The organism is Arthrobacter sp. CDRTa11, from assembly GCF_026427775.1.
Classification (GTDB): Bacteria; Actinomycetota; Actinomycetes; order Actinomycetales; family Micrococcaceae; genus Arthrobacter.
On the sequence record NZ_CP044532.1, the window covers coordinates 2,142,948 to 2,166,813 of the forward strand.

The 23,866-nt window shown below is 58.9% G+C and carries 25 protein-coding genes; 15 read left to right on the plus strand and 10 right to left on the minus strand.

Translation table 11 applies throughout. The features are described 5' to 3' along the window. Window positions 1–115: 115 nt before the first annotated feature. From F8G81_RS09705 to F8G81_RS09740, 10 genes are all read right to left on the minus strand, one after another. Window positions 116–688, minus strand: coding sequence for a GNAT family N-acetyltransferase (locus tag F8G81_RS09705; protein WP_267278764.1), 573 nt, complete (start codon window positions 686–688; stop codon window positions 116–118). Between the two features lie 638 nt (window positions 689–1,326). Beyond that, window positions 1,327–1,911, minus strand: coding sequence for a MarR family winged helix-turn-helix transcriptional regulator (locus F8G81_RS23570; protein ID WP_416377123.1), 585 nt, complete (start codon window positions 1,909–1,911; stop codon window positions 1,327–1,329). Beyond that, window positions 1,869–2,342, minus strand: a complete 474-nt coding sequence (locus tag F8G81_RS09710) for a MaoC family dehydratase (protein ID WP_267278765.1) — start codon at window positions 2,340–2,342, stop codon at window positions 1,869–1,871. The genes F8G81_RS23570 and F8G81_RS09710 overlap by 43 nt, the downstream gene beginning before the upstream one ends. 110 nt (window positions 2,343–2,452) lie before the next feature. Further along, the gene (locus F8G81_RS23575; protein WP_416377138.1) at window positions 2,453–3,562 is read right to left on the minus strand and encodes a CoA transferase; all 1,110 of its coding nucleotides are present in this window, start codon (window positions 3,560–3,562) and stop codon (window positions 2,453–2,455) included. Between the two features lie 348 nt (window positions 3,563–3,910). Continuing rightward, window positions 3,911–4,300: a nuclear transport factor 2 family protein gene (locus tag F8G81_RS09715; protein WP_267279184.1), complete on the minus strand. Its 390-nt coding sequence runs from the start codon at window positions 4,298–4,300 to the stop codon at window positions 3,911–3,913. Window positions 4,301–4,645: 345 nt separating this feature from the next. After that, window positions 4,646–4,882, minus strand: a complete 237-nt coding sequence (locus tag F8G81_RS09720) for a hypothetical protein (protein ID WP_267278766.1) — start codon at window positions 4,880–4,882, stop codon at window positions 4,646–4,648. Window positions 4,883–4,959: 77 nt separating this feature from the next. Continuing rightward, window positions 4,960–5,211 (minus strand): hypothetical protein, encoded by a 252-nt coding sequence (locus tag F8G81_RS09725; protein ID WP_267278767.1) that lies wholly within the window; start codon window positions 5,209–5,211, stop codon window positions 4,960–4,962. Between the two features lie 139 nt (window positions 5,212–5,350). Then, on the minus strand, window positions 5,351–6,838 hold the full coding sequence (locus tag F8G81_RS09730) for a gamma-aminobutyraldehyde dehydrogenase (RefSeq protein ID WP_267278768.1): 1,488 nt from the start codon (window positions 6,836–6,838) through the stop codon (window positions 5,351–5,353). A gap of 70 nt (window positions 6,839–6,908) precedes the next feature. Next, the gene (locus F8G81_RS09735; RefSeq protein WP_267278769.1) at window positions 6,909–8,498 is read right to left on the minus strand and encodes an acyl-CoA synthetase; all 1,590 of its coding nucleotides are present in this window, start codon (window positions 8,496–8,498) and stop codon (window positions 6,909–6,911) included. Between the two features lie 76 nt (window positions 8,499–8,574). Next, on the minus strand, window positions 8,575–9,492 hold the full coding sequence (locus F8G81_RS09740; RefSeq protein ID WP_267278770.1) for an SDR family NAD(P)-dependent oxidoreductase: 918 nt from the start codon (window positions 9,490–9,492) through the stop codon (window positions 8,575–8,577). Between the two features lie 131 nt (window positions 9,493–9,623). Between F8G81_RS09740 and F8G81_RS09745 the strand changes: the two genes are divergently transcribed. From F8G81_RS09745 to F8G81_RS09815, 15 genes are all read left to right on the plus strand, one after another. Continuing rightward, window positions 9,624–11,393 (plus strand): ABC transporter substrate-binding protein, encoded by a 1,770-nt coding sequence (locus tag F8G81_RS09745; protein WP_267278771.1) that lies wholly within the window; start codon window positions 9,624–9,626, stop codon window positions 11,391–11,393. Next, on the plus strand, window positions 11,390–12,823 hold the full coding sequence (locus tag F8G81_RS09750) for an amidase (RefSeq protein ID WP_267278772.1): 1,434 nt from the start codon (window positions 11,390–11,392) through the stop codon (window positions 12,821–12,823). Before F8G81_RS09745 ends, F8G81_RS09750 begins: the two co-directional genes overlap by 4 nt. Window positions 12,824–12,864: 41 nt before the next feature. Further along, complete coding sequence (locus F8G81_RS09755) at window positions 12,865–13,809, plus strand: ABC transporter permease (protein ID WP_267278773.1); 945 nt, start codon at window positions 12,865–12,867, stop codon at window positions 13,807–13,809. Further along, complete coding sequence (locus F8G81_RS09760) at window positions 13,806–14,660, plus strand: ABC transporter permease (protein WP_267278774.1); 855 nt, start codon at window positions 13,806–13,808, stop codon at window positions 14,658–14,660. The genes F8G81_RS09755 and F8G81_RS09760 overlap by 4 nt, the downstream gene beginning before the upstream one ends. Next, the gene (locus F8G81_RS09765; RefSeq protein ID WP_267278775.1) at window positions 14,657–15,652 is read left to right on the plus strand and encodes an ABC transporter ATP-binding protein; all 996 of its coding nucleotides are present in this window, start codon (window positions 14,657–14,659) and stop codon (window positions 15,650–15,652) included. Before F8G81_RS09760 ends, F8G81_RS09765 begins: the two co-directional genes overlap by 4 nt. Beyond that, window positions 15,649–16,491: an ABC transporter ATP-binding protein gene (locus F8G81_RS09770; RefSeq protein WP_267278776.1), complete on the plus strand. Its 843-nt coding sequence runs from the start codon at window positions 15,649–15,651 to the stop codon at window positions 16,489–16,491. The genes F8G81_RS09765 and F8G81_RS09770 overlap by 4 nt, the downstream gene beginning before the upstream one ends. Next, window positions 16,488–18,131 (plus strand): amidohydrolase, encoded by a 1,644-nt coding sequence (locus F8G81_RS09775; RefSeq protein WP_267278777.1) that lies wholly within the window; start codon window positions 16,488–16,490, stop codon window positions 18,129–18,131. The genes F8G81_RS09770 and F8G81_RS09775 overlap by 4 nt, the downstream gene beginning before the upstream one ends. 42 nt (window positions 18,132–18,173) lie before the next feature. Then, window positions 18,174–18,917, plus strand: coding sequence for an SDR family NAD(P)-dependent oxidoreductase (locus tag F8G81_RS09780; RefSeq protein WP_267278778.1), 744 nt, complete (start codon window positions 18,174–18,176; stop codon window positions 18,915–18,917). 295 nt (window positions 18,918–19,212) lie between these two features. Further along, window positions 19,213–19,845 carry a 4-carboxy-4-hydroxy-2-oxoadipate aldolase/oxaloacetate decarboxylase gene (locus F8G81_RS09785; protein WP_323809238.1) on the plus strand — a complete coding sequence of 211 codons (633 nt, stop codon included), beginning with the start codon at window positions 19,213–19,215 and terminating at the stop codon, window positions 19,843–19,845. Next, the gene (locus tag F8G81_RS09790) at window positions 19,842–20,495 is read left to right on the plus strand and encodes an RraA family protein (protein WP_267278780.1); all 654 of its coding nucleotides are present in this window, start codon (window positions 19,842–19,844) and stop codon (window positions 20,493–20,495) included. The genes F8G81_RS09785 and F8G81_RS09790 overlap by 4 nt, the downstream gene beginning before the upstream one ends. Then, a complete protein-coding gene (locus F8G81_RS09795; protein WP_267278781.1) occupies window positions 20,492–21,202 on the plus strand; it encodes a 4-carboxy-4-hydroxy-2-oxoadipate aldolase/oxaloacetate decarboxylase in 711 nt (236 codons plus the stop codon). The genes F8G81_RS09790 and F8G81_RS09795 overlap by 4 nt, the downstream gene beginning before the upstream one ends. Then, a complete protein-coding gene (locus F8G81_RS09800) occupies window positions 21,199–21,591 on the plus strand; it encodes a RidA family protein (RefSeq protein ID WP_267278782.1) in 393 nt (130 codons plus the stop codon). Before F8G81_RS09795 ends, F8G81_RS09800 begins: the two co-directional genes overlap by 4 nt. Next, window positions 21,591–22,631, plus strand: a complete 1,041-nt coding sequence (locus F8G81_RS09805; protein WP_267278783.1) for an amidohydrolase family protein — start codon at window positions 21,591–21,593, stop codon at window positions 22,629–22,631. The genes F8G81_RS09800 and F8G81_RS09805 overlap by 1 nt, the downstream gene beginning before the upstream one ends. Beyond that, window positions 22,628–22,999, plus strand: coding sequence for a hypothetical protein (locus F8G81_RS09810; RefSeq protein ID WP_267278784.1), 372 nt, complete (start codon window positions 22,628–22,630; stop codon window positions 22,997–22,999). Before F8G81_RS09805 ends, F8G81_RS09810 begins: the two co-directional genes overlap by 4 nt. After that, window positions 22,992–23,831, plus strand: coding sequence for a class III extradiol dioxygenase subunit beta (locus F8G81_RS09815; RefSeq protein ID WP_267278785.1), 840 nt, complete (start codon window positions 22,992–22,994; stop codon window positions 23,829–23,831). The genes F8G81_RS09810 and F8G81_RS09815 overlap by 8 nt, the downstream gene beginning before the upstream one ends. The last annotated feature ends 35 nt before the right edge of the window (window positions 23,832–23,866 follow it).

Consider the following 23,866-nt stretch of genomic DNA (forward strand, 5'->3'; position numbering starts at 1 on the left):
CTGGTTGGGGCTGGCTTGCCTCCAGCTCCATCAGCTAGCCTTCGGGACCTCCTCTAGGCTGAGGCTATAGGTGCCCCAGAAGCATCGCCAAGGTGGCAGAACAGCGCGGAACCCTTCACGAAGAAAATGTTGCCAAAAAGTCACGACGCGAGCAAAAGCCCAATAGTGCCTGTTTGCTCTCTTGAAAAGGCTCGACGGCTGGCAGGGTCACCGTCCCGCGCGGTCGAAAGCCGACCTTTGCGTTCAGGGCATGCACTTTGTGGTTTCGAATGTCTGGCTCTACCACTATCCGTTCTACCTCGAGGTCGCTGAAGAGTTTTTCCATGATCGCCTTCAGAACAGACAGCGTGTACCCATGGCGTTTTCCACCGCATGGGGGGCCCACTAGGAAGTGCATTCCCACGTCCCCGCGTTCGACACTGTAGACATTGCATAGGGGTGATAGCGCGGGCAAATAGCGCTCCATCAGGAAAGCCGGTACGCCAGCTTCGAGCCCCAGAAACGCATCGTGATGAGCTAATCCAGCTATCTGCCTATATTCATTCTCGACATCCTGTCGCGACGCTGCGAGCATGCCCCAGAAGCGTGAACGCTCCTGAGTCACCCAGCTGTGGAGGATGTCGGCGTCCAGTACTGGGTCGATACTGCGGAACTGAAACAGTTCACGCTCTGCTGGCACTGGGGTCATTGAGATTCCTTTCAAGGGCTCGTGGGGGTAACGATGAGGGAGGGCAGGAGGCGCCTTCGACATTTGTGGAATGCGATCATTGGTACCCACTATGGCTCAGGGGTATTGGACTCGCCGGCCGGTGTCCTGGTGGTTGGTGGCCATCGGGGCGTCCGATGCATCCATCGCTATTTGAAATAGCGCAGCACTGTGAATTGGTCTCGACCGGCGGTCTTACAATTGCCCCAAATGGCCGATCGTTCAACCCGTTGCTCGTCCGACGCCGTGGATGGGGTAACGTAACGCCTTGGATCAGGCGTGTTGGTGAATACGGCGGGTCGGCATAAACACAACATTTGCGATACTTGGGTTGCGGGCACCCCTCCCAGGAACCGGTGAAGGACTAAATCTGTGGCAAAAGGGTCTCCGGGGACGGAACGTGCCGCAGGCCCTTCTTTTCAAGTCACTTTAATTTCGGCTCGGGCGTTCCCTCGGGCTGTCGCTTTGGTTCTGCAACCATCTGAAAGATGCCCTCGGCAGGTCAACCAGTTCGAGGATGACGTCCTGTACAGGAACCCCGGGCTGACCCTCGGTGTGCCACATGTTGTTGATCAGAAAGCGAGCAGGTAGGAACCAACTAAGCTCCTTGCAACATGAACCTACGATTCATTTCCAAGAGCAGAAATGCAGGACCGTAGGTTGTCATGGAAGGTCCTAGCCGCGTCTCCTTCCAATGCGCCCAGCATCAGACCCTCCAACTCGCTAATCCGCACCGCGCACGTAGCGAGTATTTCCTGCCCCTCCTTCGAGAGCTCAAGCAAAAGGATCTTTGCGTGGTCCGGGCTCGGAGTACGAACGATCAGTCCCTTGACGTAAAGCCCATTAACCAGCTCGTTCGCTGATTGGGCAGTTACAAAGGTGCTTCGGGCAAGCTGTGCGGACGAGAGGCGAGGGCTCGCTTGCAAAATGGATAGCGCGGTGTACTGAGGGACCGTCACCCCCGCGGACCGAGCGATGGGTTCCATACGGGATCGAAGAAGCATTTCAAGTTGCTTTACAAGGTATGTTGTTCTCGCCCCTTGCCATACCAGCCCATCCTTGCCGCCTTTTTCGTCGGCTGCTTTCTGGCCTTGTGGGCCGTCCTGGGCCGCCTTCGCATCGGCGTGAGAGCTTGCTCGTGGATTCATTGAAAGCCTATCGCTTATGCATCGCCGTAGTTGCGGAGAACCAAGACCGCAACGCATGCCGGTTTCTCCGAGTCTTCCCGTTCTATGGTAAACGTCACCAGCATCTGCACACCGCCAGGGATCTCGGAAACCTCAGTGATCACCAAGGAACCGCGGAGCTTCGAGCCAACGGGAACCGGCGCGGGGAACCGTACACGTTCAGCACCATAATTGATGCCCATTGCAAATCCAGTCACTTCGAGCAGTTGAGGCATGAAGTGGGGTACGAGAGACATCGTCAGATAGCCATGAGCGATGGTGCTCTTATAAGGGCTTTCGGCCTGCGCTCGCTCTACGTCCACATGGATCCATTGATGGTCACTTGTCGCGTCTGCAAATTGGTTTACCCGCTGCTGCGTTACCTCAAGCCACTCGGTCGGCCCCAGCTGGGTCCCGACCAGGGCTCGGATACCTTCGATTCCATTTGCGATAGTTGCTGTCGCAATCATGTCGTATTCCTTTCAATAAATTTTGCCGCACGGAAGCCAGTTGGCTTTGCGCTCCCTTGCCGTGCCGCCTGACTGTCAGGCAAGTTGTTACGTTGGTTGTTGATGGGTATTCAGGGAGAGACTGATCGGCTACTCGATGCTTCGTCCGACCATTCAGGCGGCGAAGCTCGGAGCAGAGGTTGAGGAAGTGACAAACGAGCCGGTCGCTGCTGGTACTGGATGGGGTGGGCGACGTGCTCGAGGACTCCACCGTCATCAGCGGTCGTCCGTCTAAGCTCGGGCAGGCCCCATCCTGAAGCCGGTTCCCCGGACGATCCTGGTTTAAGACCCAACTCCATCAGCCAGGTTGCCATGCGCGCCAAAGAAATGTGCGCTAAATGGCTACCTCCCCGTTCGGCACGGTCCATCAACAGAGAGTTAATGAGCGCTACGCCGAGGAATCCCGCCAGGGAATCCGTCAGAACACCCGGCGGGGTAAGCCTCGGCACTCCTGAGCCAGCCTCGATATTCGTGGCGCCTACGGCAGCAAGCGCATTCCCGTCGAAGCCTGGCCGATCCGACCAGGGTCCTTGAGGCCCGTAGCACGACACGCTCAACTGAACGAGCCCAGGCCGCAATTGCGCAACCCTATTGGCATCCAGCCCCCACCGTTCCATCACGCCAGGGCGCCATGATTGAACCAGTACGTCGGCCCCTGCAATCAGGCGCTCAATCTCCCGACGCCCGTTTGAGGATTTAAGGTTGAGACCTGCGCTGCGTTTTCCGATCATCAGCTCATCAGTGACAGCCAACGGATCCTGGAGGTCTTCCGCATCAGGTCCTACATGTAGAACATCGGCTCCATGTTCGGCCAAGCCCCGGGTGATCATGGGCCCGGCAACGACATGCGTCAGATCCAGCACCTTTAGCCCTGCCAAGCTTCGGTTGCCCTGAGGGACGGGCTCAACCCGTGAACTTCCGAGTTGCTCAACATGCACTATGGGCGAATCGGTCATAAACCCCCCTTGAGGACTTGCCAGCCACTCCTCAGAGCTCCGCACCACTGTCAATGGCAGTCCAGCCTCGGCCATTGCCTGCTCGAGTTCGGAGGCCTTCCATGTCAGCACCGCCGCCTCGACTGCTTCGCGGCTTCCCGCACAGCCAAGAACGCGAAGTGTCCCTTCACGAAGGCGGGGAACAACGTTGGCCATGTATACGTAGCGGCCATCCGCTGTGGCCATATGCCCACTGCAAGGAGCAGCGGTGATCTGTCTGCCCCAGGCATTCGTGGGCGCCCCGTTGCGCCTGAGATAAGGAAACGGACGCAACGCGAACACGATGCGTTCCCGGTTGAGTATGCTCAGCTGCTCAGGCCGCGCTGCTAATCGATCCAAACCTGCGATTGAGAGCGCCTGCGCGGTAAGGGCCAGCTGCCCGGCCTCTATCACCCTAAGCGGGGTGCCGAGCCCCGGTGCCTCCCCAGCAATCTCAATTTCCTTGGCTGCGTCTGTATTTCGGAGCCGGATGGCTTTGCACAAGCGGTTCAGGTGCTCCTGCAGGTCTGGCTCAAGGCCGATAATAGTCACCGCTCACCCGCCGAGAGGCTGAGTCGCCGCGCGTTCGGTTCGCCCCAAGCTCTCGAACCGGCGTTCCTTGAAGAGCCATCGATCGCTGGTGTGCTCCACGGTGTCGAGGTAGGTACCCATGCCTAGAAGCTGAGGCCCGTCTGCGCTTCCGGTGTAGACATGCACATAGGAGCGCACTTCTACGGTAGTGGTGTTCAGCGCCCTGAACTGATGATTGAATGCGATGTGCTGCAAGTGGTAAGGGCGGGATTCATGTACCCGCACAGCGAATTTCCTTAGATCATCGGCTCCCTGTGTGACCGAACCGTCTGCGCCCTGAAACTTCCCATCGGACGTGAAGAGGTTCGAAAGTGCTTCCCCATCACCGGTGTCAACGGCCCAGGAATACGACACAGTTAAATCAACGATGGCATCCCGATGTGCGCGATCGATTTCATGTGAAACGACCAAAACTTTCCTCCCTCGAAAATGTGCGAACTAGCCGGAGAGCCCGCCAAAGTATCAGGAATCCTGATATAGAAATCATGTCGGTATGTACTGAAGATGTCAATGCCAAGAGCTGCCAATTCGAGATCATCCTTGAGCAGGCCCACCACTTTGCTTCATGCCAAGGAGTCTTTGGTTGGTGGCAGGAAATAGACTTTTCTCAAAGGGCTGGCTACTGCCCACGTGGTTTTCAGACCTTCGCAGAGGCGGACCAGCGCGCCGGGTATCAATTGGACCGTTTCGTTGCTGCCATCAGAGTGGTGAATCACCAAAGCTGGCTTTGCCCGCCGTAACGACGAACAGTTCTTCCGCTTCGATGTCCCTCATGCCCCCTTCCGTCATCTCCCAAATGCCGATTCCTGCACCGGCAAAGGCTTCCAGTTCCCGGGTTCCGGTGGAAGGAGTCCCAGCGGTGGTGGCTTCCGAGCGTACTCGGACATAGTCAAGCGGCACTGAGTTAACATTGATCACGTCGAGGCTCAAGGTCATTTCATGCTCCTTAGAGAGGTCGGGGCGTGGCGACGCCCAGCCGATAGATGTTTTCGATCCGTCGTTGCGTCCGAGAGTCAGCCTTGAAGCACTAGGGGCCCTTTAGCTAGCCGGTAATGCAGCGCCGGTTCGGTCGCCGCGACCCAGGCTTCGTAGAATTCAGCCTTTTCGTAGAGCTTGCGCTCTTGTGCGGGGGCCTGCATCCAGAGAATCTCGCCGTCATCGGTAATTGCGTCGACGAAACCGCCCGCAATCCACTGGCCTTCTTGCCAGAGCTCAATACTGGCACCAAGCAAAGTGGTCCAGTCGTTTACGCGTCTGAGGTCCATGCAGTGGCTCTTCCTTTAGGGGATTTCGTTTGCAACAGCACCGTTGGATGCCAATCGCTGCCTGGGCTGGACGTGACTCTGAACGGAACTGCCGACGAATCTACGTACCCCTCTTTCGGACGCGAACAGCCAGACTGCACTAGGGGTATTCGGTCGGCGCGAAGATGGTGCGGTGCCACGGTTTGGCGGCTACGCCGGTGAGGTCGAACATGACGTGCTTGACCACGGTGTACTCGTCGAAGGAGTAGGTGGACATGTCCTTGCCGAAGCCGGATTCCTTGAAGCCGCCATGAGGCATTTCACTGATGATCGGAATGTGGTCGTTCACCCACACGGCGCCTGCGCGGATTTCGCGGGTGGCACGTAGGGCACGGTAGACGTCTTTGGTCCAGGCCGATGCGGCCAGGCCGTAGGGGGTATCGTTGGCGAGTTCGATGGCTTCGTCATCGGTGTCGAACGGAGTCACCGCCAAGACGGGGCCAAAAACCTCGTCGCGGAAGATCTCACTGTCCGGCGTCGCGTCGGCCACCAAGGTGGGGCGGTAGTAGGAGCCGGCGGCGAGGTCGCCGTCGTCGGGGGCCCCGCCGCCGATGACGCGAGCGTAGCCGCGGGCGCGCTCCACCATCTCCGCTACCTTGTCCCGGTGGGTTTCGGAGACGAGCGGGCCGAGGTCGGTCGCCGGATCCTGGGTGGGGCCGAGCTTTACCTTGGAGTAGAGGTCCGCGACGCCGGCGATGAACTTTTCGTACAGGGAGCGGTGCACGATCGCGCGGGTCGCTGCGGTGCAGTCCTGGCCGGTGTTAATGAGGGACCCGGCCACTGCGCCGTGGATCGCTGCTTCAAGGTCGGCGTCCTCGAACACCACGAACGGGGCCTTGCCGCCGAGCTCCAGGTGGACGCGCTTGGCGGTGGTGGCTGCGGCATCGAGGACCGTGCGGCCCACGCCTGTGGACCCGGTGAAGGAGAGCATGTCCACGTCCGGGTGGCGGAGCAGTTCGGCACCCACGGTGGAACCGCGGCCGGTAAGGACATTGACGACGCCGGCAGGAAGGCCCGCTTCGGTCGCTACCTCGGCGAACAGCAAGGAGGTCAACGGGGTGATCTCCGCAGGCTTGAGGACGATCGTGTTGCCGGCGGCGATGGCAGGCAGGATCTTCCAGGCCGCCATCTGCAGTGGGTAGTTCCATGGCGAGATGGAGCCAATGACGCCGATTGCTTCGCGGCGGATAGAGGAGGTGTGGTCGGGGGAGTACTCCGCAGTGGCCTTGCCTTCGAGGTTGCGTGCGGCTCCAGCGAAAAATGCGATGTTGTCGATGGTGCCGGGGACGTCGAACTCGCGCGTGAGGCGGATGGGTTTGCCGGCCTGGCGGGACTCTAGCTGCGCGAATTCCTCCGCGCGCTCTGCCATGAGCGCGGCGAATTTGGTCAGGACAGCCGAACGCTCGGCCGGAGTGGCGCGGGACCATGCCGGGAAGGCGTCGCGGGCGGCCTGGACGGCGAGCTTAACGTCGTCGCTGCCGGCCGCTGTGAGTACGGCGATGGTTTCGCCGTTAGATGGATCAAGAACGGGTGAGCTTTCACCCGTGGAACCCGCATGATATTTGCCCTTGATGAACTGGCTGTTCATAACTCCTGCTTTCGGTGTGTTGAATTTGGGAACAACGATGACCTTCAAGCGCATGGGCTCGAGGCTGCATTCACCGTTCGCGGAGAATGTCCTTTCTCACTTTCCCGGAGCCTGTTTTGGGAAGGTCATCGAGAAACTCGAAATAGACTGGGATCTTGTACTTCGCTAGGCGGGAAGCTAGGAACTGGCGTAGCTCTTGCGAAGAAGTGTGTTGGCCTGCGGCAGGGGAGATGAAGGCCTTCCCCACCTCTCCCCATTTTTCATCTGGGGTTCCGACGACAGCTGCATCTTGGACAGCAGGATGTTCGTAGAGGGCTGCTTCCACCTCCGACGGGTAGATGTTTTCTCCGCCTGAGATAAACATGTCCTTAAGACGATCGACTATATAGATGTAGCCTTCGTCGTCAGTTACGGCTATGTCGCCTGATCGGAACCATCCATCATCGGTGAACGATTCCTTTGTAGCCTTGGTGTCGTTCCAGTAGCCCTTCATCACGTTGGGGCCTTTTATGAGAATTTCACCGCGTTCGCCGGGGAGAACGTCCCTTCCGTCCTTAGTGACGCAGCGTACTTGGGTGAACGGAAGGGCGAGGCCAGCTGAGCCGACTTTTCGGCGGCTGGCGGATGCCTCAAGAAAGGTTGCTCCGGGGGCGGTTTCTGTCAGCCCGTATCCTTGGCAGAACAAGAAGCCCCGTTTCTGGTAGGACGCGATGATGCTCGGCGGAATTGGAGCCCCGGCCGCTGTGAGCAGCCGAAGTGATGACAGGTTGGTGTTCTTCCAGCGGGCAGACTGTTCCATTGCGGCGTACATTGTTGGGACGCCGAACATCCAGGTAATCGCATGATCTTGAATGAGGTCGAAACATTCTTCGGTGTCCCACGCTGGCATCAGCACAGCTGTTGCCCCTTTTAGCAGAACGGGAAGCAGTGTCTGGGTAAGCGCTGCAACGTGAAACAGAGGAGAACTGACCAGGGCCACTTCTCTACTGGTGATGTCCAGCGTGGCGAAAAGATTCAGGCAGTTCCAGTAGACGTTATCGTGGGAAAGGGTTGCCCCCTTGGGGCGTCCCGTCGTGCCAGAAGTGTAAAGGATGAAGGCCGTGTCGTCGCGCGATATCGGCACGTCGAAGTATCTCTGGAACCCGGATTCAAGCCACGAGGCAAAGTCGCTTCCGTCAGGTGCGGCATCGGTAACTGCCACTAAGGCTTGTCGCTTCGCCAGTTCGCCGGCGGCCACGGACTCCTGGACGGATGCCGCGCTTTCAGGTGCATAGATGAGGACCGTAGCCTCCGAGTGCTGAAGAACGTAGTCCAGTTCCCGGGGCGCGAGCCGGAAGTTCAGCGGGACGAAGATCGCCCCCAGCAAATGGGTTCCCAGCATCGTATAGACGAAGGCCGGCTCGTTACGTCCTGCGTAGGCGACGCGGTCGCCTGGACAAACGCCGAGCCCGGCAAGGTGATGGGCAACCGCCGTTGAACGGTCAAGGAGCTCACGGTAGGTGACGTGTGAGCCGTCGTAGATCAGTGCGGACACATCTGGGTGGGTTATCGCCCGGCGGGTTGCCCACCCACCGATTCCAGCGTCACGTTGAGGAGCCAGCGGGCGCCTAGTGCCTTTTTCGGTTGGGTCTGTCATCGATATGCCTATCTCAAGCTTCATGTGTTCTCCGAGGTCGCCAACCACGAAGGTTGGTGACCTCGGAGAACACCATCATTTGTCCGCCGAAGCACTATTGCTAGTGCTTGGCCTCTGGGATGCGAGGAGCAGGAATGCCATACGTCTCGCTTTGAGCGGCGAGTTCCTTGCCCCAGCTTTCTGCCAAGAGGTCAGCGGACCAGCCGTTCTCTGCTACCAAAACAAGCTTTTCGCTCGGGTGGGACCAGAGTGATAGGCGGTCGCCTCCAAGGCCGATCGCCTGCCCGGTAATTCCGGCTGCTTCTTCGGATGCCAAAAACGAAACGAGAGGTGCTACGTCCTCAACTTCGCCGAGTCCTTCATCCTTTCGGAGCCAGGCCGGAAGCGGTTCGCCGGAGCGATCCGATTCTTCGAAGATCGGCGCTAATGCCGGAATGGATCGCGTCATGTCGGTGGCTGCGACCGGGATAACAGCGTTAACGGTGATATTGGCGCGGGCGAGTTCCATTGCCCACGTGCGGGCCATAGCAACTACTCCTGCCTTGGCGGCCGCGTAGTTGGTCTGCCCGAAGTTGCCTCGTTGTCCAGCCGGAGAGGCGATAAGGATCAGTCTTCCGCCTTCTCCTTGCTCGCGCATTTGTCGGGCAGCCGCCCGAGCGCAGGTGAATGTTCCCCGCAAATGAACGTCGACGACAGCGTCAAAGTCCTCATCTGTCATTTTCCACAGAACTGCATCCCGAAGGATGCCAGCGTTGGCAACGAGGATGTCCAGCCGTCCGAAAGCGGATACTGCCGCTGCCACCAGCCTTTCCGCTGTATCCGTCGGGCCTACGGGAGCTGCCACCCCTGTCGCCTCAGCCCCGGCGGATCGAAGCTCCTTTACGACTTCGTCCACGCGAGTGGAGTCCACATCATTGATAACGATCGAAGCTCCGGCGGCTGCCAACGCTTTTGCGTAGGCCAGACCCAGACCGCGTCCCGAACCAGTGACGACGGCTACCTTGCCTTGCAAATCCATGAGAAGTTCCTTTCATTCGTCGAAGTCAGGCTAAGGAGCACCAGACCCGTGTGTCAAGACCCCTGACACAGGCGGTCTTCATGGAACCACTTGGGGGATGCTTAATCCGATGAGGCCACGGACCGGCAGGGGTGAAGATCATCTGTATCAGGACACTTGACAGAGATCATATCGACTGCGATGCTGAGGCAACTCAAACGACGCTTGCTTGCGCAGCTGATCTGCTGCGGGAAGCGCCGAATTCCTTTCCTAGAGAGCAGAACATCATGGAGATGAAAAGGGCAGCCCTTGCTGGGCTCCTCGCGCTAAGTACTCTCGCCGCTTCAGGTTGCACAGGGCGGAGCCCAAAAGAACCTTCTGACAGGGCGGATGCAACCGTCTCGGCCACGACAGATAAGGCGGCAGGAGAGGCGGGCCCCATCAAATGGGCCATCTATCGTGCAACGTCCTCACTTGATCCGATCAAGGCTTTTGATATTCCTGAGACTGCCGTCATCACCGCAATGTGCGAGACATTGCTTGTCCAACAGCCAGATTTCAGTCTTACGCCCGGGCTCGCCACTTCCGCGGAGTATGTGAGCCCCACCTCGCTAGTACTGCAACTCGATAAGAGGGCTACTTTCTGGGATGGGTCACCGGTGACCGCGGAAGATGTGGCATTCAGTCTTGAGCGCGTGCGGGACCCGAAAGCAGGCGGCTTCTTCACGACGGACTTTGCCCGCGTCCAAACGATCTCCGTCACCGCAGAAGACCAAGTAACCATCTCATTTTCGGAGCCGGACTACTGGTTGCGGGGCGTACTTTCCGCAATGCCAGGAATAGTGGTTCAGAAAAAGTTCGCCGAGCTGGCCGGTGCTGACCTTGGCACTCCGAGCACTGGAGTAATGTGTAGCGGTCCCTTCAAGTTCTCATCATGGAGTTCAGGCGGCGATGTTGTTGTGGACCGCAACGACTCGTATTGGAAGGAGGACGCGAAAGCGATGGTGCCCTCCGTTACTTTCAGGCCGGTCTCGAACGATGCCAACCTGGCAGCGGCGTTCAGCACCGGGGACCTGAACGGCTACTACGTTGCGGGCAGCAGCGTGTACGACGAATTGAGCGCCAGTGGGAAGGTGAAGGCAACAAGTGGGCCATCTCTCACCACCGATTTGCTGGCCATCGGGGATCCGTCCGGGCCGATGGGCAACGAAAAACTACGGCAAGCGGTGTCCCTTGCCGTTGACCGCAGTGCCTACATTAACCAAGTCTATTCCGGGCAGGCCACTGTCCCTACTTCTGTGAGCAGCTCTTCCACTTGGGGTTACGGCAAGCAGGTTTTCGAAGATGAACTCGGAAAAGCCGAGCCCCTCAAGCAAGACATCGAGAAGGCCAAGTCTCTCGTGGCTGAAACTGGCATGCAGGGCAAGACGATCAAAATGGTGGTCGCCTCGGGCCTGGTCACAGGACAGATCATGGCAGCAGTCTTGAAGGAAGCCCTCGAGAACATCGGGCTGAAACTAGAGCTGCAGACGATCTCCTTGGACAAGTATAACGAGCTCTTCTTTGACCCCGCAGCGCGTACGGGGGTCGACGTCTTTGTCACGGTCAACAACCCGATCGCCCCCGATCCTGCGCCGTTGCTGGCATCGATTGGTACTCCGGACGGTGCTTACAATTTCTCCGGGTGGTCCAACAGTGAGGTCGTAAAACTACTGGATCAGTCACGGATCACCGCTGACGAAAATGAACGCGCGCGACTGGTCGCTGAAGCTGACAAGTTGATTACCTCGGGCCTGCCTCAGATCCCGATGGCCCACCCCTACAACGTTCTGTATCTCGACAACACGTTGTCGGGTGCCCCCGCCTCATACAGTTTTGCTGCAGGACCGTGGGCCAACTTCATCGGAAAGGCTGCAAAATGAGCGATCTCGCATATATTTCCGCGACCGAAGCCTTGACGCTGTTCCGGGAACGTAAGCTCTCGCCCGTCGAAGTTCTGGATGCTATTCAGTTGCGTGCCGAAGAAGTCGAACCGGTGGTGAACTCCCTCTGCCACGTCAACTTCGACGCAGCGCGGGCGGCGGCCAAAAAGGCGGAAGCGCGGTACAGCGGCAAGGGCCCCGGGCCGCGTCCGCTTGAGGGCCTCCTGGTCGCGATCAAGGAGGACGAAGCGATTGCCGGTGAACCGTGGACGCAGGGGTCACTCGTCCTGCGCGACGAAATCGCTGATCACACAGAAGATGTGCCCCAACGGGTCCTCGACTCCGGCGGTATTGTTCATGCTCGTACCACCATGCCCGAACTCGGGTCGGCCGGATTTACGCGATCCCGGCTGTGGGGCACCACTCGCAACCCGTGGAATCCGGATCAATCCGCTGGCGGCTCTTCGGGAGGTTCGGCCGCTGCCCTCGCGGCTGGCGTGACAACGTTGGCAACCGGCTCGGATATCGGGGGTTCGATACGCATTCCCGCATCTTTCAACGGAATCGTGGGATACAAGCCTCCCTTTGGCCGTGTACCTTTGGATCCTCCTTCCAACTTCGACACATTCTTTCACGTCGGTCCGATGGCAAGGACTGTCAGAGACACTGCCCTCTTACAGAACATTCTTGCCGGCCCGAGCCAGCGCGACATCAACACATTACGTCCCAAATACGTCCTTCCGGACACGCTAGAGGACGTCCGGGGTCTCCGAATTGCGTTGTCCGTGGACCTGGGAAGCTATCCTGTGGATCCGGAAGTGCGTAAGAACACCCTGGATATTGCGGCGGCTTTGAGAGACGCCGGCGCCACCGTAGAGGAAGTGGATCTTACCCTGTCTCGGGATACGATTCACCGGATCGCTTCGATACACTACCTTATTCAGGGTGGGGACATGATGCGCGAGTACGCTAAGTCCGACCTGGTTTCCCCTTACATGCCCGTAGTCGTGGAACGATTCGACAGGTACGGTGCCGGCGGTTCCATTGCGGAGATGAATGAACTCAAGGCGGAGTTGTATGTGAAGGTCGCCGCTTTGTTCGAGAGCTATGACGCTCTCATCACCCCCACAATGGCGACCAGGGGAATGAAAGCCGATTCGGACTACCTCGGTGATGAACCGTTCTTTATCGACGGTGAGGAGTTCAACGACCCTATGTTTGGGGTTATGACGATTGCCTGGAACATCATGAGCCAGTGCCCTGTTTTGTCGGTTCCTTCTGGTTTTGCCGACAATGGCTTGCCAACCGGAGTGCAGATTGTCGGTCCCACTTACACTGACGAGGTCGTTTTCCGCATCGGTGCTGCCATTGAAAACCACGTATCGCTATACGGCGATTCCAGTGTCCGCCCCTCCCCGGCTCCACGGTGACGGTGCCCATTGGAACCGTGCCTCTAAGGTCGTGAAACGCATTGATTAGGTATCTTATTCAACGTTTGATTCTGTTCGTTTCAGCGTTGTTCGTCTCAAGCTTCGTCGTGTTCAGCGCGCTGTACCTAATGCCTGGCGATCCAATCCGAATCCTGACCGGAGGACGCAGCCTTCCTCCGGAAGCGCTTCAGGCTCTACGAGAGCGGTATCACCTGGATGAGCCATTTCTGCAGCGGTACGGTTCCTGGCTTTCAGGTGTCCTGCGGGGCGATCTTGGCACGTCCGTCATCTTCAACCAGGACGTCTCCGAAATGCTTGCCACCAAGGTCGTTTTGACGCTGCAACTTGTCCTTTATGCAGGAGTCATCCTCGTTGTTTTAGGGGTTGGTCTGGGTCTCATTGCGGGGCTGCGCAGAGGTGCCGTGGACTCGGTGATTGTTGGCGCTACAGCATTTCTTGCCGCCATTCCGCCGTATATGGCCGCGATTGTCCTGTTATCAGTCTTCGCTGTTGGTTTGGGTTGGTTCCCCGCGATCGGCGCAGGCGCAGATGGGGAGCGTCTTTTGCATCTGACGCTTCCTGCTATTGCCTTGGCGTTGTCTTCATTGGCAATCGTGGCCAGAGTAACGCGTGTGGCAGTTCGCGGCGAGTCGGATCGCGAACACGTTCAGACCGCCGTCAGCAGGGGATTCCTGAAGGCGCAAATCGTTCGCCGACACATCCTCAGAAACGCTCTAATGCCCATTACGACGATCGTTGGGGTGGCGGTCGCCTCGTTGTTGGCAGTTTCCGCAGTCGTAGAACAGGCCTTCTCTTTGGACGGTATCGGATCAGCCCTGGTGCAGGCAGCTCTTGCGAGAGACATGGCGGTCGTGCAGGCCATCGCACTGCTTTTTGTCTTCGCGTTCATTGCCACAAACACCCTCGTGGACATTCTCTATGTGTTCCTTGACCCCAGGATCAAGGCAGGGAAGGAACCAGCATGACAACGACTGCAATAGCCATAGATACAAAACCCCGGCGTTCGGTGACAGGGCGCGGTAAGAGTATATTCACCGGTCTGTCGATTATTGTCGTTCTGGCTGCGATTCTGTTGGCAGTCTTCGGTCCTTTGTTGGCGCCTGGAGATCCGAACAAGACAGACATTGCAAGTGCGTTCTTTGAGCCCAGTTCCGGAGCCCCACTCGGCTTGGACAGCCAGGGACGCGACATCCTCAGCCGGCTTATGGTGGGTGCGCAGTCTTCGATGGTCGGTCCGCTCATGGTGGTGATCGTGGCAATGACAATGGGCACAATAGTTGCCCTCCTTGCATCGTGGTTCGGTGGGTGGCTTGACAACCTGGTTACCACCGTCACCGACATGATGCTGGGATTTCCAGCGATTGTCCTGGCCGTCCTGGCTGCGGCCGTGTTCGGCCCCGGGCTGGTGGGACCCACCATAGCCCTCGGCTTCGCGTACATACCGCTGACGGTCCGAGTCCTGCGCTCGTTCCTGATCAGAGAAAGATCGCGCGAGTACATCCTTACGTACGAACTGCAGGGGCTTTCGGGCTTCCTCATCTGCGTTCGGCACTTAATGCCCAATGTGGCGCCGATGATCATCGGACAAGGGACCCTCTTGTTCGGCTACGCAATGGTTGACTTCGCGGCTATTTCATTTTTGGGCCTAGGAGTACAACCACCGACTGCGGACTGGGGTGCCATGGTTGCTGGCGGACAAAGGGGTGTGCTTCTTGGCTACCCCACGGAATCCCTTGCGGCAGGTGCGTGCATCGTGCTGGTTGTGCTCGCTGTGAACTACCTTGGCGAGCGAATTTCCGATCGGAACGAGTCATGAATACATCTGAACCCGTAGTCAAACTAGAGAATGTTGCAGCTTCCCTGCATGTTGCAGGGAAGTGGCGCCCCATCCTGCGCGACGTGTCACTGTCTGTAGGGGCCGGAGAGGCCTTGGGAATTGTCGGCGAATCCGGTTCCGGCAAGTCCATGACAGCCAGGACGATAGCGCGGCTGCTGCCGGAGCGGGCCCACGTCACTGGTCGGATAAACGTGGCAGGAGTGGAGGTCAGCTCCCTATCAGGCGCAGCTCTGCGAGCACACCGGTCCCGTGTTGGATTTATTTTCCAAGACCCAAAGGCCCACATTAATCCGGTGCGAAGTGTCGGAGACTTCATGACCGAGGGGCTCATTCTGTCCGACCGATTGAGGCGAGACCAGGCGCGGAAGATCGCAGCGAAGGCATTGAAGGATGTCGGTATTTCCGAACCTGAACGCCGGCTGGAGCAGTACCCACATGAATTATCCGGTGGGCTTCTTCAACGGGTCATGATTGCCACCGTCCTCATGGGTCACCCTTCCGTCATCCTTGCAGATGAGCCCACCACCGCGCTGGACGTCACGACGCAGGCCGAGGTCGTCGCGATCTTGGACGAGATGCGCCGTGAACGGGGGCTCGCGCTGATCTTCATCACTCACGACCTTGAACTTGCCAGCGCTGTCTGCGACCGGACAGCAGTCATGTACGCAGGGGAGATTATGGAGTCGCGCGGCAGTGCCAGCATGCATGACGCCGCCCGACACCCCTACACCCGAGCCTTGGTAGCAGCCCGTCCGTCAATGGAGGGAGCTGTGGAGCGCTTGGCAGTCATCCCGGGCCGCCCCATAGGGCCATCGGATGCCCCGGCAGGATGCTCCTTCCACCCCCGATGCCCTTTCGCCGTGGACACGTGCACGCAAAATCACCCGGTACTTGAAGATTTCGATGGCGGAACAGTCCGATGTCTAAGAGTCCGGGAGATCCCGACTGTCCGTCAGGAGGCCAGGGCATGATCGAAGACAGGAAACCAATCATCCTCTCCGTGTCGGGCCTGAGGAAGAAAATCGGGGACGTCACTGCCGTGGACAACGTTTCCTTTGAGTTGGAATCCGGTAGCTCACTGGCCATTGTGGGGGAGTCGGGCTCCGGCAAGACTACGGTGGCCCGCATGATCGTCGGCCTGACGAAGCCGACTGAAGGCACGATAACGCTGGCTGGCAGCGACCAGTCGCGTCCTGCCCACTCGTTGAAGGAACGCATTACACGTGCCCGTCAGGTCCAGCTCGTCTTCCAGGACCCGTATTCCTCCCTGGACCCGCGCTACTCAACAGAGCAGACCCTCGATGAGATTGTCAGGTTGCACACGACGTTGCGATCGAAGACTGAGCGGCGCCGACGCGTCGCTGAGCTGGCGGACTTGGTCGGTCTTTCCTCGACCCAATTAAACGTTCGGCCGCGCGCTCTATCGGGTGGACAACGGCAACGAATCGCCATCGCTCGAGCTCTTGCCGCCGAGCCGCGGCTTCTCATACTGGACGAACCTGTGGCCGCTTTGGATGTTTCCATTCAGGCACAGGTATTGAACCTGCTGAGCGACATCCGCCGAGAGACTGGTATGAGCTATTTGTTCATCAGCCACGACTTGGCCGTCGTGCGCCAGGTATCCGAGCACGTGGTTGTGATGCAGAAAGGTCAAGTTGTGGAGAGTGGACGCACGGCCGACGTCCTCGACCATCCAACAAATCCATACACGCAGGTGCTGCGGGAAAGCGTACCCCGGCCCGGCTGGCGACCTCGGCGATCGCTTGCGGCCGAGATTGTAGGCAGTTCGAAAGGAATTCAGAGGCAATGAGAGACATCGTCTTTGCAGGCGGAAACTACGTCACTCTTGGAAAGTCACGCCCGGGGGCCATTGCAATCCGCGACGGCAAGATCCTTGCCGTCGGCAATGAGCATGAGGTGCGAGCCGCTGCTTCCGACACCGCTGAGATCATTGATGTTAAGGGCAAGCTGGTGAGTCCCGGCTTCGTGGACGCCCATCTGCACCCGGTCATGGCTGGGCGGGAGATGGCGCAGTGCGACCTAACGGAAGCAACCTCAGCAGAGGATTCGCTCCACAGAATTGTGGCCTATGCCGCCGCCCACCCCGATTTACCGTGGATTGAGGGCGGGGGATGGACCCTGGACCATTTCGAGGGGGGCGTTCCTAGTAAGGAACTCTTGGACGCAATTGTTCCCGACAGGCCAGTGCTTCTCCGGAACCGCGATCATCATGGTTCCTGGGCGAATTCCGCGGCTCTGAAGATCGCGGGCATCACTTCGGACACTCCGGACCCTCTGGACGGGCGGATTGAGCGCGGACCTGATGGCTCACCCTCGGGGACGCTGCATGAGGGAGCTTCCCTTCTGGTCTCGAAGCATGCCCCAGAAACGCGGATCGAGGATCTCTACGACGGGCTCTTGCGTGGCCAGGAAGTGGCCGCACGTTTCGGAATCACCGGCTGGCAGGATGCACTGCTCTACAAACACCCGGGTGGAGCAGATGCCGTGGACGCCTACCGCTTGGCGATTGAAAGGGGGACCCTGCGAAGCCGCGTTACCGGTGCGATTTTGTGGGACCGTTCGCGAGGGCTCGAGCAACTCGAGGACATTGTGGAACGCTCCCAACGGGTCGGTCCGGAGTATCACGAGTGGTTCCGAGCCGATGCTGTCAAGGTTCTTGTCGACGGAATCATCGAAAACTATACCGCTGCAATCTCTGAACCCTACCGAGACTCCTGCGGCCATTCCACGCAAAACCGCGGCTTGAGCTTCTTGGACGCTGAGGGACTCAAAGAAGTGGTTGCCGCGCTGGACAAACAGGGCCTGCAAGCCCACTTCCATGCGCTCGGCGACAGGGCCGTTACAGAAGCTTTGGACGCTGTTGAACATGCCCGCAGGCTCAACCCGGCTTCGAGGGCACGGCATCATCTAGCTCATCTGCAGGTCGTCTTGGAGAAAGACATTCCACGTTTCGCTCAGCTCCAGGCGTCCGCCAATATACAGCCTCATTGGGCCAGACATGAGCCTGCGATGGACGAACTGACCCTGCCGTTCCTCCCTTCGAGTTTCGCTGAGCGGCAGTATCCCTTCGCCGACTTATTGGCCAGCGGAGCACGCCTCGTGGCGGGCAGCGACTGGCCAGTCTCCAGTGCCAACCCTTTGGAGGGCATTCATGTCGCCGTGAACCGGATCGCAGAACATGAACCCGCTGATTCCAGGGTCTTCCTGCCTGAACAGCGGATTCCGCTCTCAGTAGCCTGGGAGGCCTACACCTCAGGGTCCGCCTTTATCAACGGCCGAGAGCACCAAATAGGACGTCTGGCCCCCGGCTACGCCGCGGATCTCGTGGTGTTGGACCGGGATCCTTTCCAAGGCGACCCCATCGACATCGCCGAAACGGTAGTTCTAAGCACCTGGGTCGACGGCCAATGCGTGCACGAACGCGATTAAGCAGGGTGCTGTGGTCTACCTCAACAACGTAGAAAGGCCCTTATGGGACGCATGACAGAGAAGATCGTCTTTTCTACAGGCGCAGCAAGCGGTATCGGGCTTGCCGCTGCGAAGGCCTTGGTGGCGGAAGGAGCCATCGTCTACGCGACAGACATAACGGAGGACCTGCCCCCGAACATCGAAGACGTGGGAACTAACGGCAAGGTCTACTTCCGACACTTGGATGTCAGAAACGAAACAGCAGTATCCGAACTGCTGGACTCGATAGTGCAGACTCATGGCAGACTCGACGCTGCCTTCAACAACGCCGGCATCCTGCTGGCATCCCTCGAACAGGAATGGGACGCGAAGGACTTTCAACGATGCATGGACATCAACGTCACCGGCGTGATGCTCTGCCTGAAACATGAGCTCCGTGTGATGACACCTCAAACCTCAGGATCCATCGTCAATACTGCATCCATAGCAGGTATTGTCGGGATCTCTGGGGCCGTGGCCTATTCCGCCAGCAAGCACGCTGTTGTTGGCATGACCAAGGCGACTGCGCTCAGCAGTGCAACCGTAGGCATCCGTGTCAACTCGGTCTGCCCTGGGCCCACCGACACGCCTATGACCGAAGTTTCCAGAAAACGACGAGGGTCCGGGAAAGCCATCGGCGGCGTACCACTCGGCCGAAGTGCCGACCCTGCCGAGATGGCGGAGGCAGTTCTCTGGCTTTTGTCCGACAGTTCGTCTTACGTCACTGGCCAAGCCCTCGTTGTTGATGGTGGCTACACCGCCGGATAGTCGCCGGTAGCGAGGGGGGCCTCCTATGCGACATGGTGTCGCATTAACCCCGCCAAAGTTCAATCACGGTGCCGGATGTTCTTCGTTCGAGCGGTAGATAACGTCGAGATACAGGTTCTCAGGAGCCCTGATACAGGGTCTTAGGAGCCCTCGAGACGCCCACTCAGTGAAGAAGGTTACCGTGCAAACGAAGCTCCCAGTTCTGCCCACCGAAACCAAGAAAGCAGAAGGACCGCCTCCCGATGTTGCAAGTGCCGCTGAAGAACGGGCCACCCGACTGGGCGCCCTACGAGCATTGGACACCTGTTCAGTCTCCGATGCTCTTGACACTCTGCACCTAGCGGGTGCTGTCACTGGCATTCATCCCATGTGGGAACCAGGGCATGTTGTGGCGGGAGTGGTCCGCACTGTGGCCGTGGCCCCCAAATCCACCGACGGCGCGGCAGCCCACGTGGCCACAGCTCTAGTGGCAACCGCTGAGCCCGATGACGTGATCGTAATTGATAACCACGGTCGAATCGACGTCTCGTCGTGGGGAGGGCTTCTCGCTGAAGCTGCCGTGCACCGCGGTGTTGTGGGGGTCATCGTCGACGGAGCATGCCGCGACATAGGGGAGTGTGAGGATCTCGGCCTGCCCCTGTACTCGCGCGCTGCCGTTCCCGTGAGCGCCCGGGGACGACTGGTGCAAAAGGCCATGGATGTTCAGATCCAGGTCGGTCACGTCTCAGTAATGTCGGGCGACCTGGTGATCGCCGACCGCAACGGCATCGCATTCATCCCCTACAGCCAAGTGGACGCCGTTCTCGACCTTGCACGCCGAATTACTGAGCGTGAGACGGCCATGAGCGCAGCGGTCCGCTCCGGAAGGAGCGTGCTGGACGTCATGCACGACTCCCAGTTCCCATCCATTGAAGTGAGCAAAAATTGAATGATTCGATCATCGGTGCATTGGCAGGTTTTTCCACTGCGACGCTATCTGACGCCCTTGACCGGCTGGGCCGGCCCGGAGCCGTTTTCGACCTTCCTCCGTTGGGCTCCCATTTGAGTATGGCTGGTCGGGCGTACACCGTGCGGTATGTCCCTGCCGCATTTCCTCCCGGAACAGTAGGGGACTACCTTGATGACGTCCCTGAAGGTGCCGTGGTCGTCCTCGACAACCAAGCCCGCACGGATTGCACCGTGTGGGGGGACATCCTTACAGCAGTAGCTAGTGCACGTGGCGTGGCCGGGACGCTCATTGACGGTGTGTGTCGCGATACGAAGCGTGCATTCGACCTGTCCTATCCGATCTACAGCCGAGGGCACTTCATGCGCACCGGCAAAGATCGCGTCGAAGTCGCTGCAGTCCAGGAAACCGTCAGCATCGGCGGGACGCAGATCAAACCCGGAGATCTGATCGTCGGTGACCGCGACGGCGTCGTCGTTATTCCGAGGGATTGCGAGGACGACGTACTTGAGTTGGCCCGCGAAATTCATGAACGCGAGGAGGGCATCCTGGCCCGGGCGCTAGCAGGGGCAACCATCGCAGAGGCGCGAGCGGCTTTCGGATACCACAGCCTGCAGCGGCGACAGGCATGAGCAAGCGAAGAGCCGTTGCCGATATCGACCTGCAGCAGGGCGTAATTGCCGACGAGCTTCTGGATATGGGCTCGGCAACACTGTACGAAGCTTCCGGCATCGATTGTTACCTGAACCCGACGTTTCAGCCCGCCTGGGCAGGGGCGCAATTCGTCGGCCGGGCGCTCCCTGTCCTCGCAGCTAGCGGGGACAATCTAGCCCTTCACTGGGCCCTCGCCCTTGCTCGTCCCGGAGACGTGCTCGTCGTGGACGGTGGCGACGAGGACTGTGGCTACTTCGGGGAAGTCATGGCAGTAGCTGCCCAAGCCAGAGGTATCGCTGGGGTCATCATCGATGGCGGAGTCAGGGACACACGACAACTGGAAGCACTCAAATTCCCGGTATTCAGCACGCGAGTTGCAATTCGTGGAACAAATAAGAAGTGGGCCGGCAGCATTGGTCCGACGCTTACGCTACGAGGTCGGCCCATCTCCCGCGGTGACCTTGTCGTCGCGGACAGGGACGGCATTGCCGTACTTCCCTCATCGCGCATCTCCGAGGTTGTGGAGGCGGCCCGTCAACGGACAGCAGTTGAAGACGCATACATGCAGCGGCTTCGCGAGGGCGAATTGACGCTGGACGTATTTGGCTTCCGGGACATTGACGAACCGCTGATCACAACAGCAAATCCCATCCTGTTAGATCCTGGAAATGAGGTCGCAAAATGAAACGCAAAGCCATCGATGTTCCAGGGCTTGGCCATGGCGGCGCCCCTATCCCTCAAGCATGTGTCGTCGGCGGGCTGCTCATGTCCGGCGGCATCAGTGGCATGGACCCTGCCACCGGGCAGATCCCTGAAGAACTGCCAGAACAGATCACCCATCTCTTTTCGAATGTGCACTTGGTCCTCAAACAGGCAGGAGGAACGCCGGACGACATCATCAAAATGACGTTCTTCGTCCGTGACCGCAGCGTGCGTCCCCTGCTTGACACCCACTGGGTGCAAATGTTCCCCGATGCGCAAACCCGGCCCGCCCGGCACTTGCTTATCGTCGAGCTGCCAGGCGCGTTAGCGATTCAATGTGAAATCTTCGCCAACCTCGAAGGATCCCTCTGATGATTATTGATTCCCACGCCCATTTGGTCGCCCCTGAGGCGCTCTACGCCTATCGTGCACACCTTCAGGCCAGCGGTGGCTTCCATATCGGTCAACCTAAAATCACTGATTCGATGATCGCCGAAACAGCCGCCAGCAATGTCCAGACAATGGACGAAGTCGGCACGCACATGCAATTGCTCTCACCGCGCCCGTTCCAGCTGGGCCACTCCATGGAGCCCTCAATCCTTGTTGAACCGTGGGTGGCGGCTCACAACGACACCATCAGCCGCACCATTGCCGCGTATCCTGACCGGTTCGCAGGCGTTGCAGCACTACCCATCACTCCAGGGGCACCGGTGAAAAACGCATTTCGAGAGCTGAACCGAACCGTCGAAGAACTTGGATTTGTTGGGGTGCTCGTCAACCCGGATCCATTCGAAGGCAAGGGAACAGCCCCTACTCTCGGGGACCGCTACTGGTACCCCCTGTACGAGAAGCTTGTCGAGCTGGACGTTCCCATGCAGGTCCACTCCGCCGGTTGTTTCTCAGGTCGGGAAACGTACAGTGAGCACTTCATCACCGAGGAGTCCATCGCGATCCTGTCGCTGCTTCGCAGCGATGTTTTCAAGGATTTCCCCACTTTGAAGGTCATCATTTCTCACGGCGGAGGATCCGTGCCCTATCAGCTCGGCCGCTGGCAGGCGGAGCGACTGCATCCTTGGCTCGGGGGATCGGATGACGCAGAGCGATTCGAAGTCTCCCTTCGCCGGTTCCATTTCGACACCGTGCTGCACTATCCGCCGGCGCTGGAACTGTTACTCAAGACCGTGGGAAGTGACCGCGTGCTCTTCGGCACGGAGCGGCCAGGAAGTGGCACAGCACACAACCCAGCCACCGGCCGGCCCTTCGACGACCTTAAACCGGTGCTCGAGTCGTTCGATTTCTTGCAGCCTGCCCAGCTCGAGGCGATCTTCGAAGCCAACGCACGTAAGGTCTTCTCGCGCCTAAGCATCAAGTCGGGCAAGACCTCCTCGACAGGCCAGGAGGTATCCGCGTGAGCGCCGAAGAACGAATCAAGGCTGAGGACATCCCTGGAACCTTCGTTTTCAACGGCCGGCGCTCACGCGATGGATTCCCACTTAACAGCATGGGTGCCGCGCTCAACGATGAGGCCAACCAGGCATCTTTTGCCAAAGATCCCGAAGAATTCATGGAACGCTTCGGCCTATCGAATGAGCAGAAGGAGGCCGTACGGGCCAGGGACTGGCTCAAGATGGTCGAACTCGGCGGGAACGTGTACTTCATCTGCAAAATCGGAGTCAGTGACGGCATTCCGGTCCCCCAGGTGATCGCAGAAATGGCAGGAAAAACGCCTGAGGAGTTTGCGGCGATGATGCGCAATGGTGGAAGGAACCCCAATGGCTGAGCTTGTAGCTGGAATCGGTATCTCTCACGTACCATCCTTGGCGAGGGTGCTGGAGACCGACCGAACTGATTCATCGCCGGACACAGACTTTCTTGCCTTCCATGAGGCAGGGGAGTGGATTCGCGAAAAGAACCCTGACGTCGTAGTGGTGATCTACAACGACCATGGTTCAGCGCTCTCCTTGGAGTTCGTCCCCACCTTTGCAATCGGCGCTGCCAAGAAGTACCTCCCGGCAGACGAAGGACGCGGCCGCCGACCCGTGCCAGATTTTCCTGGTGACCAGGACCTCTCCTGGCATCTGATCGACAGCGTCGTACCCGAGGGCTTCGATCTGACTGTCTGCCAGCGACTGGACGTGGACCACGGCCTCTCTGAGCCTCTCGTGAGTCTCTTCGGAACCCCTGAAGAGTGGCCCATGCGCGTGGTGCCTATCGCAGTCAACGTAGTACAGCAGCCGACACCCAGCGCGCAGCGTTGTTTCGATCTGGGTAAGGCCATCGGACGTGCCATCGCCAGTTATCCCGAAGACGTCAAAGTTGCGGTCATTGGAACCGGCGGTATGTCCCATCAACTTCAAGGGCAGCGGGCAGGCCACATCAATTCCGAATTCGACAGGATGTTCCTGAGCAAAATAGTCGAGGATCCCGACGCGCTTACCGCCCTGTCGAACATGGAGTACATCGACCTCGCCGGTTCGGAGGGTGCGGAGTTGGTCATGTGGCTCGTAATGCGTGGTGCCATGGACGCGACGGCCTCCGCAGTTCACTCCGGTTACCGCGTCCCCATCTCGAGCACAGCCGCCGGGGTAGTGACACTTGAGAATCCCCAATAACTCTCCATCTTCGGGTTCACACCTGGCAGCGCAGC